Raw genomic sequence first — 12,212 nt, 5'->3', positions numbered from 1 at the left:
GGCTTTCGCCGTTCATTTCGCGCGCGCATTCGCATGGCGGAACGCAGGCCGCTCGGGTAGGGGTACCGATCGGGGGACGGCGAGTGACCGCCCCGGCACCTGACGGCCGGGCGGACGCGGACCGTCAAACGGGTGTCCCTGTCACCCTGACGGGTGGTTAGTCCTTGTCGGGGAGCACTGTCGACTCTCGTTCGGACGCGATCGGCTGGACCGATGTGGTCCAGCCGCATACACGAGAGGCGTGATCCGAATGGTGGGCAGGACGAGCGAGGGACGGGAGCCTGCGGTGCCGGCTCCGGCATGGGCCGTCGACCGCGGTGACGGCACCTGGACGGTGGACTGGCAGGTGCCCGGTGCCCGGTGCCACGCGCTACGCGCTACGAGATGCGGCGGGTGCCCGCCTATCCCGAGCGGGACCGCGAGCCGGCCGTCGTGGCCCAGGGCGCCAGCCCCGAGGAGCTCACGTTCACCGTAGGCGTCGGCGCGGGCGTGCTGGTGGTAGTGGCCTTCGGTGCCGGGAGCGAGCTGCCCCTGGCGGTGTCCGCGGTGGGTTTCGGGGAGGCCGACGACAAGGCCGATGTGGGCAAGCACCTGCGGGAATGGGGTGAGTGGTCGAAGCTCCACCCCTACAAGCCCGACGCCAAGACCGCGGTCGGCGACCCGCAGGTCACCACGGTCAAGGGCGTCAAGCGCACCAAGCAGACCTACCGCCTGACGAAGAACCCCGACCAGGTGGTCACGTTCAACCCGAACACGAACACCTGCTTCCCCGGGGCGATCGTCCAGTCCGGCCCCGCCATCGAGCACGGCTACCTCGTGCCCGCGCAGATCGAGGACGCCGACCGGGCGGACCTGGCGGTGACGGTCGACCGGCTGACCGGACGCATACGGGTTTTCCCGTCGTGGTCGACGGCGAGAAGTTCACAGTCCCCGGGTCGGTGAACGGCACCTTCACCCCGGACGGGTCCGGTGACCCCTTCCACATCACCGAGATCGGCTTCGGCGTGACGATTACGGTGGACTGGAACCTCAGTCCCAAGGACCTGGGGTGGTTCAGCGGTAGCCACACCGTCGAGGAAGGCCGTGTCCCCAAGGACGGGAAGCTCTGGCTCAACTACACCGCGACCAGGCAGTAGTAGCCGACCCCAGCCCGCATGGGCCGGGCCTGGGCGGGGACGCGAGAACGTCCCGCCCAGGCCGCGGCCGGCAGTGGTGCCGATGCGTTCACGAGGGTGGACGGGACGAGTCCAGTGGTGGCGTGGGCGCCGTCGCCCGGGTCCTGGCGCCGGCCGAGCCGTACCCGAGGGACTGAATCCGCGGTCACGACGACCGGTCTCGACCGCGGCCAGTCTCTGCAGGGTGGTGCCTGCACGCAGACGCTGCGGGACGACGACAACCTGGGGCGATGCGGTGGTCACTCGGCGGGCCTGACGCGACGCAAGCTGCAAGCCCTCCTCGCACAGGCAGGTCGAGTCCGGGGCCGGTGACGGGAGAGGTCCGGCCCGGGGAGGTGCGCTCGCGGGACGTACTCGGCGTTCGCTGTCCATTGTGGTGACCGGGAGCGGGGTCATCTTCGGTGCCTGGCGGCCCAGATGATGGCGGCGGCGAGGATGAGTGCGGCGTGGGTGTGGCTGTGGTCCGGCCGGTCCGGGGTGTTGGCGATGCGGAGGGTGGGGTCGTTGTCGGCGAGGTTGCGCAGGATGTCGCGTCCCTGTTGGAGGGTGCCGGGGGTGGCGATGATGAGTTCGAGGGCGGTGCGGGCGGCTTGCTGTTCGGAGAGGGTCTCGCGGGCGAGGCCGAAGATGATGGTGCGCAGGTTGTCGGTGAAGACGTCGGTGATGGAGGAACATGCGCGGCCACCGCGCGAAGAGGGAGCCGGGTCGGTCCTGCTCCGCCCGGGTACCGGACTGCGCTTCACCCGCTCCCTGTCCGGTGTCCCACGTCGTCCGGCCGGTGGGCAGAGCCGTCGCGGCCGGTGGTGGACACGAGGCCCGCCGTCCCCGGCAGTGCGCCCGCCACCGGGCCGGACGCGAGCGCGGCCAGGAGGACCTGGACCAGGACCTGATAGGTGCACTCGCCACCGCTCGCGCGTTCCCGGGCCTGGAACCGGCGCCCGTTGCGCATATCGTCGGCCAGCTCCGCCAAGGAGACCCGTCGGCCGGTGAGCGAGTCCGCCAGAAGCCCGTTCTCCTCCCGGATCAGGCGGCGCTCCGCGTCCGTGCCCGTCGACGGACCGGGCACACCACGGCGGTCGTCCCCGTCGCGGTTCTCCGGGTCAGTCACGTACCCGGAGAAGTCTTGGACAGGCGGGTGAGTTCTTCCCGCAGTGCGGCCAGTTCCGCCCGCAGGCCCGCCAACTGCGCCGCCTCGCCCACGGGACGGGCGGGGATGTCGCGGGCGGGTCCGCTCCCCGTGTTCTCCTTCAGCAGGTCGATGATCGCGTCCCGGAGGTTGCACTCCAGCTCCGCCGCGCGCTCGATGAGCTCGCCGACGATCTCCTTGGCGTCGTCGACGAAGGTGCGCAGGGAGCGGATGATGCCGCGTCGCGTCCGGGGCTCACTCATGAGGGGGTGTTCCTCCCTGCTGGGGTGCGAGCACGCGAAAAGGCCTGATCGCCAGCGATCCTCCGGGCCGGTGGCCGAAGGTTCGGACGGAAGGCGTTCAGTTCTCTGAGTGCACGCCAGGACGCACGTCGGCGGCAACCCCGTGTGCGGGGGCTCGGGAGGCAACGAGCCCCGGACGCCCGCGCCGATGGCGCCGTACCCGCGCCCGCTGCCCCGGTCGGGACCGTTTTCCCGCCGCCCCGGCACCCGCGGGAAGTCCGTGGAACGGTGCGGTGCCGCGAAGGCGTCGAGCGGTGCCACCTGGGCGCCCGCACCGCAGGGCGGTGCGAGGGCCGTACCCGGTCCTGGTGGTCGCCGCCGGCTCCGCAGGCCCCCGACAGCGGCCTCGCCGCGGCGCTTCAGGGCGGCCCCGCCCCGCGGGACTGTCCCTGTGGCCGCTGACCTGCGACGTCATGGAGGCAGGCGTGAGGGGAGAGGGGCGAGGGCGCGGACCGGAGGATGCCGTGCTCCGACGTGAGGGCCGCGCGCCGTTCCGGGACGGCCCTTCATCTGTTGGTATAGAGACCGTCGTCGGCCGTTCACCCGAGCGGCCGGCAGGGACCCGACGTGCCCGGCCGACAATCGTCGAGCCGAACCTGTGCCGTGACACCCTCGCCACCCGGGCCCGCCCCAGCGATCACCCTAGGCCCGGTCCGTACGTTGCGCGGCGCCGTGCGGACCGACCGACACCCGCCCCGAGAATCCGGGGACACCGCACCGCGGCCGGCGCGTCCACCAGCCAACGGTGCTGACGCCCGCTCCGGTACGGGTGCCCACGCAGGACCCGTACGGCCACCGCGGCACCGGACGGCCCCGCGCATCACGCAGGTCCGGCCAGGACAGCCTCACCCAGACGAGCCCGTCACCACAACGACCAATGAGGTGCGTTGTGATCCCTTGGACCCCGGCACCGCGAACAGCGCAGGCGACAGCGCCCCGTCTTCCCTACCCCGACGGCTGGTTCGCCCTGGCCGCCAGTCACGAACTGAAAGCGGGGAAGGTCCTCACCCGACGTCTGATGGGCGAGGACGTCGTGCTCTACCGCACCGCCAGCGGCGCGATGCGTGCGGTGCGGCCGTACTGCCCTCATCTGGGGGCCCATCTGGGCCACGGGGCAACGGCGCAGGGGGACAACCTGCGCCCCGACGGTCCTGCGGGAAGAGACACCCGAACCTGCGAAGGACCTCGGGGCGCAGCCCACAACGACCGGCCGCAGCCCCGTGTGCCGCCCGGCCCGAAACCTTTCCTGGGGCGGCCGGGGGACAGGCCCGGCCCGCCGCTTCCTGTCCGAACCTGACGTACCGCCACCCGAAGGCGAGGCCCGGTGTCCGACGAACCCCGTGACTGCGAACGCATCCTGGCGCACAGCGCGCACGCCGTCAGGCCGCTGATCCGCTCCCAGGTCAACCGCCTGCCCCCGCACATCCGGCACCTCGCCGGTCTGCACTTCGGCTGGTGGACCGACGACCGCGTCCACGTCGACCACCCGGGCGAGGGCAAGGCGCTGCGTCCTGCCCTCACGCTCCTGGCCTGCCGGGCCGTCGGCGGTGGCGCGGAGGCCGCCCGTCCCGCGGCCGTGGCCGTGGAACTGATCCACAACGCCAGCCTGTTGCACGACGACATCATCGACCGCGACCGGATGCGTCGCCACCGACCCGCCCTGTGGGCGGCCAAGGGGATCCCGGCGGCGATCCTGGTCGGCGACGCCCTGTTCTTCGCCGCCGTGCAGACCCTCACCCAGGCCCCCCGCGCCGAGTTGACGATCCCCGTCCTCCTGGAAAGCGTCCAGTTGCTGATCGAGGGCGAGTACCTCGACACGCTTCTGGAGACCGGTACCGACGTCAGCGAGGACCGGGCCCTGGCGGTGGCGGTGGGGAAGACCGGCGAGCTCCTCGCCTGCGCCTGCGCCTGCGCGCTGGGCGCCATCGCCGGCGGCGCCGACGCGAAGCGCACGGAGCACCTGCGGGCCTTCGGCCGGCACCTGGGCATCGCCTTCCAGTGCGCCGACGACCTCCTCGGCATCTGGGGCGACGAAAAGAGCACCGGCAAACCCGCGTTGTCGGACCTGCGCCGGCGCAAGGTCTCCCTGCCGGTGGCCGCCGCCATGGCCGGGCACACCCCGCAGGCCGAGGCCCTGCGCGCCCTCTACCGCGCAACGCAGGCCCCCAGCGAGGAGGAATGCCGTCACGCGGCCAAGCTGATCGAACAGAGCGGCGCCAGGGACTGGACCCTGCACCGGGCCCGACGCCACAGCGCCGACGCCCTCCACCGCCTCGCCCTCGCCGAACCCGCACCCCTGCCCGCCGCCGAACTCACTGCCCTCGCCGAGATGATCAGCCACCGCGACCACTGAAGCGGGACTCCACAGCAGGACCGTCCTTGTCGCCGCCGGACCGGTCCTGTCCAAGACCCCGCCATCAGTAACCGGACACCGCCAGGCCGTGAGCCACCGCTCCGCTCTCACCGGGCGCCCTGCCGCCCTCACCCACTCGCCGCCCGCACCCGCCCGCACACCCCAGCCGCCACCAGGGACCGTCCCCAACCCTCTCGCCGGCACCACCTCTCCCGAGACCGGAGGAACAGTCATGGCCCTGACCGATCTGGGGCTTCCCCAACCGCCCCCGTCTGCGCGCACGCCGAAGCGTCGTCGCTCGCGGCAGATCCTGGTCGGCACCGTCCCCTCCCAGGACGACGCCGACGCCCTGCCCGCCATCGTCGCCACGTCGAAGCTGCCCGTCATCGCCGACATCCACTTCCAGCCCCGCTACGTCTTCGCCGCCATCGACGCCGGGTGCGCGGCCGTGCGCGTCAACCCCGGCAACATCCGCAAGTTCGACGACAAGGTCCGCGAGATCGCCCACGCCGCCCGGGCAGCGAACGTACCGATCCGCATCGGCGTCAACGCCGGCTCCCTCGACCCCCGCCTGCTCGCCAAGCACGGCGCCGCCACCCCCCAGGCCCTGGCCGAGTCCGCGCTGTGGGAGTGCTCGCTGTTCGAGGAGCACGGCTTCACCGATCTCAAGATCGCCGTCAAGCACCACGACCCGCTCACCGTCATCGCCGCCAACCGCCTCCTCGCCGCGGCCTGCGACCACCCCCTCCACCTCGGCGTCACCGAAGCCGGCACCACCCTCCAGGGCTCCATCAAATCCGCCGTCGCCTTCGCCGTCCTCCTCACCGAAGGCATCGGCGACACCATCCGCGTCTCCCTCTCCGCCCCACCCGTCGACCAGGTCAAAGCCGGAACGCACATCCTGCAGTCCCTCGGCCTGCGCCCCCGCAAGCTGGAGATCGTCTCCTGCCCCGGCTGCGGCCGCCTCCAAGTCGACATCCACACCCTCGCCCAGCGCGTCGAAGCCGCCTTCGACGACTTCCCCCACCCCCTGCGCGTCGCCGGAGTCATCGTCCTCCTCGTCGTCGTAGGGTTCCTCGGGCGGGGGCGCGAGCACCATCGGCCAGTCGTCGTAGGTCGCGATCAAGTCGTCCAGTGGAATGTCCAGGCCGGTGGTGAAGACGGCGGTCCCCTCGGACAGTCGTACGGACGCATCCGGAGCGGCTGCTGTCTGCGCACGCAGGACCACCACGGCCTCCGGGTCGGCGGCCGACCGGTCGGTGAAGCCGGCGGGGTCCACGCGGACCGCGAGCAACGTGCCCGGGTAGAGGGCGACGGTGACCGCCAGTTGGCCGCCGTCGCGTACGTGCTCGACCCAACCGTCGGTCTGCAACAGGCAGGCCCACCCGTTCACCTCGTGGCAGTAGGTGTCGAGCCGGGCCACGGCGCGCTCCCGGCATCTCCACCCAGCTCGAAGCTGGCACCCTGTGATCCTCGGCGAGCACCGCACCAACGGACCTCGCGGCCCAGGACGCGGCTCGTCAGCTGATCAGAAGCTCAGCCGAATCCAGGTCGGTCAAGGAGTCCCGCCACGCGGGTGGTTGTTGCGTATGAACGGAGTAGCCGTAGGCGCGTTCGCATGCGAATCGGGAACTGAAGGCGTGAGGTGCAACCACACCGAGGACCCCTCGCACGGAAGGAAGCGGGACGTGAGCCCGATCACCGACTCTTTTTCAAAGACCATCAAGGAGTTTCTCGATAACGTCAGGAGGCTGTACAACGACAAAACCAGCGATTTCAAGGACAAGTTCGAGAAGGCGATCGAGGGCGTACAGTTACGCCCGGATGGCACGCCGGACGACGTCTGGAAGGACTGGCGGGGAGCGGATATTGAAACCCTGTGCAGCTTCTTCAAGGAGTGGTACGACTGGGGACTGAAGCAGGGCGTCCACGAGGGGCTGAACTACATCGAGAAGTTCAGTTGGATCAATTACCAAAACCCCGCCGGAATGGAATTCGTGACCAGCGGGTCGGGGCGCGACGTGCTGGCCGACTTCACGAATCTGCAGGGCCTTCAGATGGATGACCCGTCGTCGGCGACCCTCGTCCAGAAGTGGATCAAGGACCTCGGGCCGAAGACGCTGGCCGACTACGAGAAGGGGGACTGGTCGACCTTCAACAAGTTCTTCATCAGGGAACTGGCGCCTGGCGCGCGGCCGATCGACGGCAGGCTCGACCCCAGCGTGGTGGTCGCCCCGACCGACTGCGTCGTCAACATGATCGTCGACGAGCTGACGGATGAGACACCGATCCCGGTCAAGACGGTGACCATGAACGTCCGTCAGCTGCTCGGCGGCTCCAAGTACGCGGAGCACTTCACCCGCGACAAGCAGGGGAAGCCGGGCGGCGGTACGGCCGTCTCGTGCATCCTGATGCCCGACACCTACCACCGGTACCACGCTCCGGTGGGCGGTGAGGTGGTGGAGGCCCGCGACGACATCGGTGGTGTCTACTACGGGATGCGGGACTTCCCCGCGCTGCTCGACAAGGGGAACGTCGGCTACGGCTACGACTACGGCCCGTTCGCCGATTTCCGCCGCGGGTACGTCGTCATCAGGACGCCGTACGTGGATCACGAGGGGAACCCGGACGGCGACGGCTATGTCGCCCTGGTGCCCGTCGGCCTCAACTCGATCGGCTCCGTGAAATTCGTCGAGAAGTTCAGGAACATCACGGGGGACGCGGTCCCGGTCGAGGTGAAGAAGGGCGAGGAGATCGGCTGCTTCCAGTACGGCGGGTCGCTGAACATCCTGCTGTTCGAGAAGGGGCGGTTCCCCGCACTGCAACTGCTCATGGGGCAGCGCATCGGGGTCCTGGAAGAGGTGAAGCGGGCCGAGCGCCTGTTCGAGAACTTCCGCCGCACACAGCCCCGGCGCATTCCGCCGGTTTCCTGACCCAGCCCCCGAACGGAAGGTGAACCATGTCCCGCAGTCCCGTGTACGGGATCCCGGCCAACATCCCCGGCACGCAGGGGATCGACTTCTACCCCGACCCCGAGAAGCACGAGGAAGGCGAAGTCCAGAAGAAGGTCCGCTCCTACGCCGGATACGCGGACGTCGACGGCCCGGGCCCGGCGAAGAGCCATCTGTTCTACTGGTTCTTCGAAAGCCAGACCTGCGACCCCAACGCCGACGCCACGGCGCAGCAGGAGCTGATCGACGCGACGCCGCTGCTGATCTGGCTCAACGGCGGGCCCGGCGCCTCCTCCTTGCTGGGGCTGTTCCTGGAGAACGGGCCCCTGCGCGTCGGCGACGACGCCGCCGGGACCGTGTCGGTGAGCCCCGACACCTGGAACCAGGAAGCGCACGTCGTCTACTGGGACCAGCCCATCGGCACGGGGTACAGCTACTGCGACACCCCGGATACGTACGTCGAGGACGAGGAAACCCTCAGTCAGATGTTCTGGCAGGCCCTGCAGCAGTTCTTCACGACGTACCCGGAGTACGCGAAGTGCCCTCTGTACGTCTGCGGTGAGAGCTATGCGGGCAAGTACGTGCCGGCGATCGCCTTGGAGATCATCGAGCAGAACAAGCGGCAGGACGGGCGCCCCATCGAGCTGAAGGGGATCGCCGTGGGCAACGGCTGGATCAAGCCGGAGCTGTCGGTCCGCGTCATGATCGACAGCGCCTACGCGTCCGGGTTCATCGGCGTGAACCAGAAGAACACCCTGTACGACCGCTACGCCGCGTTCCAGAGCGTCCTGCAAGAAGGGGAGAAGACCCAGGACCGCCAGAAGCTGAAGCAGGCCACCGACCTCGGCAACGGCCTGGTGAACGCCGTCCTGGCCTACGGGGGCAACTTCGACGTCTACGACGTACGGCGCTGGGACGACCTGTCCATGGGAGCGCTGCGCTCGTACCTCAACAGCGCGGACGTCAAGAACGCCCTGCACGTCGACCGGGACTGGCAGTGCCAGGACAACGCCGGCCCGGTGGCCACGGCGCTGAAGTGCGACAACATGGCCGACGCCTCCCCCTTGTACGCCGAGCTCATCAACAAGGGCTGCAAGACCCTCCTCTACACCGGGAACTTCGACACCGCCTGCGGATACCAGAGCACCGAGGAGATCCTGGACGGCATCATGATGGTGTCCAACGACTGGCGCGGAGCCAAGCGGCTGATCTGGAAGCAGGCACAGGGGAACCCGAAGGGCTTCGTCCGCACCCTCAAGAACAAGAGCATCGACGTGACCCAGGTGTCCGTACCCGGCTCCGGACACCAAGTACCGGCCTACCAGCCGCAGATCTGCCGGGAAATGCTCTACAACTGGCTCTTCGAACGTCCCGTCCCCGGCCAGAACCCCGAGAGCGTGGCCCAGAGCATCCTCGACAAGGCCGAGGAGGAGGCTGAACACGAAAAGGGATGAGCGCACCCGTGCGCAGCCGACGAGCCCGCGGGCCGCAACCGGCTGCGCACGGCGCTCTCAGTCCTTCGTCCACCCCCTGCTCCTCCACCCGGGGTGTCCGGCACAGCAGATCCCGCAGCGCCAGCCCGTCCGCATCCTGGAGGTGGAGCAGGGGGCACGGGCTGAGCCGGGGGGACCTCGTACGTGAGGCCGATCGGGCGGAGCAGGCGCGAGTCGTGGAGCTGAACGAAAGCGAGTACCGCTGACCAGCTCTTCCCGGTGAGCCACGGCGGAGCATGATGCCGAGCTTTGCGCGGCATCATGCTCCGCCGATTCCTCTTCCCTGACCGCCAGGGCTCCCGGACCGCCCGGCGGACCAGCGGCATCGTCTTCTTCACGTCCGGCCAGAGGTAGGACGGGTTCGGGGAGGGACGAGGTGTGCACCTTGGGCGGGGCCGTCGACGGTGCGGACGCGGCGGACGGCCCTGGAGGCGGCGAGGGCGCGGGCGACGGACTGGGCCGCGCGGGTGTCCGTGGTCAGGAAGGCGCAGGTGGGGCCGGAGCCGGAGACGATCGAGCCCAGGGCGCCGGCGGCTGCGCCGATGCGGAGGGTGGCGGCGAGTGCGGGGTGGAGGGAGAGGGCTGCCGTTTGGAGGTCGTTGACGAGTGCTGCGCCGAGTGCGGTGGCATCGCCGGTCTTCAGCGCGGCGAGCAGGGCCGGATCGGCGGGAGGTTGCGGCCTGGGGCGGGCGTCGGTGGGGCGCAGGGCGTGGAGGCGGTCGTGTTCCGCGTAGACGGCCGGGGTGGCGAGTTCGCTGTGGGCGAAGGCGAGGACCCAGTGGAGGGGGCCGATGACGGGCAGGTCGGCGAGGATCTCGCCGCGGCCCTGGCCGAGGGCGGCGTGGCCCAGGAGGGCGAAGGGTACGTCGCTGCCCAGTTCGCTGGCGAGGGCGTGGAGTTGGGCAGGGGGCGTCCGGGTGTTCCACAGGGCGTCGCAGGCGAGGAGGGTGGCGGCGGCGTCGGCGCTGCCGCCGGCCATGCCTCCGGCGACGGGGATCCGCTTGGTGATGTGCAGGGCCACTCCGGCGTCGGTCCCGTGGTGTTCGCGGAGGAGCTGTGCGGCGCGTACGGCGAGGTTGGTGGCGTCCGTCGGCACCCGTTGTGCGTCGGTGCCGATGACGGTGACGGCGGTTCGCCCGGGGGCGGCGAGTGTGGCCGTGACGGTGTCGTGGAGTGCGACGGCGAGGAACACGGTGGTGAGTGCGTGGTAGCCGTCGGGGCGGCGGGCGCCTACGGAGAGCTGGACGTTGATCTTTCCCGGCGCCGTCGCGGTGACGCTACGGGGCGTTGGGGGCGTGGCCGTGTTCATGCGGTCGACAGCTCCCTGGCCTGGGCGCGGGCCCAGGTCTCGGCCGTGCGGACGTCCGCCAGGGTGAGGGCGGCGCTGGGGACGGGGCGGGAGGTGGCGTGCAGGACGCGGCGGACGGTGTCCACGATCGCGGTGAACGGGATGCGGCCGGTCAGGAAGAGACGGACGCATTCCTCGTTCGCGGCGTTGAGGACCGCCGGGGCGAGGCCGCCTTCGTCGCCTGCCTGGCGGGCGAGGGAGACGGCGGGGAAGGTCTCGGTGTCCAGCGGGAAGAACTCCCAGGTGGCGGTGGTGGACCAGTCGCAGGCGGGGGCGGCGTCGCGGATCCGGTCGGGCCAGCCGAGGCCGAGCGCGAGCGGGATGCGCATGTCGGGCGGGCTGGCCTGGGCCAGGGTGGAGCCGTCGGCGTACTCGACCATGGAGTGCACGACGGACTGCGGGTGGACGACGACGGCGATGCGCGACAGCGGCACGTCGAAGAGGAGGTGGGCCTCGATGACTTCGAGGCCCTTGTTCATGAGGGTGGCGGAGTTGACGGTGACCAGCGGGCCCATGGTCCAGGTGGGGTGGGCGAGGGCCTGGTCGACCGTCACCCGGTCGAGTCGGCTCCGGGTGTAGCCGCGGAAGGGGCCGCCGCTGGCGGTCAGGATGAGTCGGCGCACCTCGCGGCGCTGGCCGCCGCGCAGGCACTGGAGCAGCGCGGAGTGCTCGGAGTCCACGGGGATCACCTGGCCGGGGCGGGCGAGTCTGCGGACGAGGGGGCCGCCGGCGATCAGGGACTCCTTGTTGGCCAGGACGAGTCGTGCCCCGGATTCCAGGGCGGCCAGCGTGGGGGCGAGTCCGATCGAGCCGCTGATGCCGTTCAGGACGCGGTGGCAGCCGATGGCCGCGACCTGGGTGGCGGCCTCCGGCCCGGCCAGGACGCGGGGCAGCCGCCGCCCGTTCGCCTGGGACTTCAGGGCCAGGCGCAGGGCCGGTGCGGCCTCGCGCCGGGAGGTGGCCACGGTCTCGACACCGAGATCGAGGGCCTGGCGGGCCAGCAGCGGCAGGTTGCGCGTGCCCGCGGCCAGTGCCACGGCGCGCAGGCGGTCGGGGTTGCGTCGGATCACGTCGACGGCTTGGGTGCCGATCGAGCCGGTGGATCCCAGGACGGCTATGTCGCGCCGCCCGAGCGGCGGATCGCCGGGGAGGTGGGTGTCGGCGATGGCCATGGGGGCGTGGGTCCCGGGGACTGCCATGGTTCTTCGTCCTGTCTGTTCGTGCTGTGCCGGGGTGATCGGGTGTGCTTGCTCTTCAGGCGACGGTCCAGGAATCCGTTCCGGTGAGCAGCGTGGTGAGGCAGCCAGTGCCCATCTGCTGTGAAGCAATGGCAAGTTGGCTCGTCATCAGTTCGTCGTAGACGGGCCGTCGGACGTCGCGCAGGACGCCGATCGGGGTGTGGTGGAGGGTGTCGGCGTCGGCGATCCGGGAGAGCGCGAAGGCGGTGGCCGGGTTGGCCGCGTG

The 12,212-nt window shown here is 70.5% G+C and carries 11 protein-coding genes and 2 pseudogenes; 7 read left to right on the top strand and 6 right to left on the bottom strand.

Features of this window, described 5'->3' with window-relative positions; all coding sequences use genetic code 11:
* The first annotated feature begins 360 nt into the window (after positions 1 to 360).
* Positions 361 to 942 (top strand): hypothetical protein, encoded by a 582-nt coding sequence (locus ACIPLC_RS11265; protein WP_400472703.1) that lies wholly within the window; start codon positions 361 to 363, stop codon positions 940 to 942.
* Positions 939 to 1,136 (top strand): hypothetical protein, encoded by a 198-nt coding sequence (locus tag ACIPLC_RS11260; RefSeq protein WP_400472702.1) that lies wholly within the window; start codon positions 939 to 941, stop codon positions 1,134 to 1,136. Before ACIPLC_RS11265 ends, ACIPLC_RS11260 begins: the two co-directional genes overlap by 4 nt.
* Positions 1,137 to 1,567: 431 nt before the next feature.
* Here the strand turns inward: ACIPLC_RS11260 and ACIPLC_RS11255 are convergent, their stop codons facing one another.
* The 3 genes from ACIPLC_RS11255 to ACIPLC_RS11245 are packed head-to-tail and all read right to left on the bottom strand — an operon-like array spanning position 1,568 to position 2,564.
* Positions 1,568 to 1,918: a hypothetical protein gene (locus ACIPLC_RS11255; RefSeq protein WP_400472701.1), complete on the bottom strand. Its 351-nt coding sequence runs from the start codon at positions 1,916 to 1,918 to the stop codon at positions 1,568 to 1,570.
* Positions 1,915 to 2,283, bottom strand: a complete 369-nt coding sequence (locus tag ACIPLC_RS11250) for a hypothetical protein (RefSeq protein ID WP_400472700.1) — start codon at positions 2,281 to 2,283, stop codon at positions 1,915 to 1,917. The genes ACIPLC_RS11255 and ACIPLC_RS11250 overlap by 4 nt, the downstream gene beginning before the upstream one ends.
* Positions 2,280 to 2,564, bottom strand: a complete 285-nt coding sequence (locus tag ACIPLC_RS11245) for a hypothetical protein (protein ID WP_400472699.1) — start codon at positions 2,562 to 2,564, stop codon at positions 2,280 to 2,282. Before ACIPLC_RS11245 ends, ACIPLC_RS11250 begins: the two co-directional genes overlap by 4 nt.
* Positions 2,565 to 3,480: 916 nt before the next feature.
* Between ACIPLC_RS11245 and ACIPLC_RS11240 the strand changes: the two genes are divergently transcribed.
* The 5 genes and pseudogenes from ACIPLC_RS11240 (at position 3,481) to ACIPLC_RS11220 (ending at position 9,361) form a co-directional block, all read left to right on the top strand.
* On the top strand, positions 3,481 to 3,900 hold the full coding sequence (locus ACIPLC_RS11240) for a Rieske 2Fe-2S domain-containing protein (protein ID WP_400472698.1): 420 nt from the start codon (positions 3,481 to 3,483) through the stop codon (positions 3,898 to 3,900).
* A 27-nt stretch (positions 3,901 to 3,927) separates the two neighbouring features.
* Positions 3,928 to 4,956 (top strand): polyprenyl synthetase family protein, encoded by a 1,029-nt coding sequence (locus ACIPLC_RS11235; RefSeq protein ID WP_400472697.1) that lies wholly within the window; start codon positions 3,928 to 3,930, stop codon positions 4,954 to 4,956.
* 232 nt (positions 4,957 to 5,188) lie between these two features.
* Positions 5,189 to 6,073: pseudogene (locus tag ACIPLC_RS11230) on the top strand (flavodoxin-dependent (E)-4-hydroxy-3-methylbut-2-enyl-diphosphate synthase); the annotation flags it as partial.
* Between the two features lie 571 nt (positions 6,074 to 6,644).
* Entirely contained in the window at positions 6,645 to 7,889 is a 1,245-nt protein-coding gene (locus tag ACIPLC_RS11225) for a phosphatidylserine decarboxylase (RefSeq protein WP_400472696.1), read from the top strand.
* A gap of 26 nt (positions 7,890 to 7,915) precedes the next feature.
* Positions 7,916 to 9,361: a hypothetical protein gene (locus tag ACIPLC_RS11220; RefSeq protein WP_400472695.1), complete on the top strand. Its 1,446-nt coding sequence runs from the start codon at positions 7,916 to 7,918 to the stop codon at positions 9,359 to 9,361.
* Between the two features lie 373 nt (positions 9,362 to 9,734).
* On the opposite strand, the gene ACIPLC_RS11215 is transcribed toward ACIPLC_RS11220, so the two are convergent.
* From ACIPLC_RS11215 to ACIPLC_RS11205, 3 genes and pseudogenes are all read right to left on the bottom strand, one after another.
* Complete coding sequence (locus ACIPLC_RS11215) at positions 9,735 to 10,709, bottom strand: 4-(cytidine 5'-diphospho)-2-C-methyl-D-erythritol kinase (RefSeq protein WP_400472694.1); 975 nt, start codon at positions 10,707 to 10,709, stop codon at positions 9,735 to 9,737.
* On the bottom strand, positions 10,706 to 11,947 hold the full coding sequence (dxr, locus tag ACIPLC_RS11210) for a 1-deoxy-D-xylulose-5-phosphate reductoisomerase (RefSeq protein ID WP_400472693.1): 1,242 nt from the start codon (positions 11,945 to 11,947) through the stop codon (positions 10,706 to 10,708). The genes ACIPLC_RS11215 and dxr overlap by 4 nt, the downstream gene beginning before the upstream one ends.
* 55 nt (positions 11,948 to 12,002) lie before the next feature.
* A pseudogene (locus ACIPLC_RS11205) lies at positions 12,003 to 12,212 on the bottom strand (2-oxoacid:ferredoxin oxidoreductase subunit beta); the annotation flags it as partial.

Origin of the sequence: Kitasatospora sp. NPDC086801 (assembly GCF_044745805.1) — a bacterium.
In the GTDB taxonomy this organism is placed as follows: domain Bacteria; phylum Actinomycetota; class Actinomycetes; order Streptomycetales; family Streptomycetaceae; genus Kitasatospora.
This window is presented reverse-complemented; position numbering and strand designations above follow the sequence as displayed.

Excerpts from the sequence above, each read along its gene's own strand:
- dxr (WP_400472693.1), bottom strand. The coding sequence starts at position 11,947 with ATGGCAGTCCCCGGGACCCACGCCCCCATGGCCATCGCCGACACCCAC.
- ACIPLC_RS11245 (WP_400472699.1), bottom strand. The coding sequence starts at position 2,564 with ATGAGTGAGCCCCGGACGCGACGCGGCATCATCCGCTCCCTGCGCACC.
- ACIPLC_RS11220 (WP_400472695.1), top strand. The coding sequence starts at position 7,916 with ATGTCCCGCAGTCCCGTGTACGGGATCCCGGCCAACATCCCCGGCACG.
- ACIPLC_RS11240 (WP_400472698.1), top strand. The coding sequence starts at position 3,481 with ATGAGGTGCGTTGTGATCCCTTGGACCCCGGCACCGCGAACAGCGCAG.
- ACIPLC_RS11215 (WP_400472694.1), bottom strand. The coding sequence starts at position 10,709 with ATGAACACGGCCACGCCCCCAACGCCCCGTAGCGTCACCGCGACGGCG.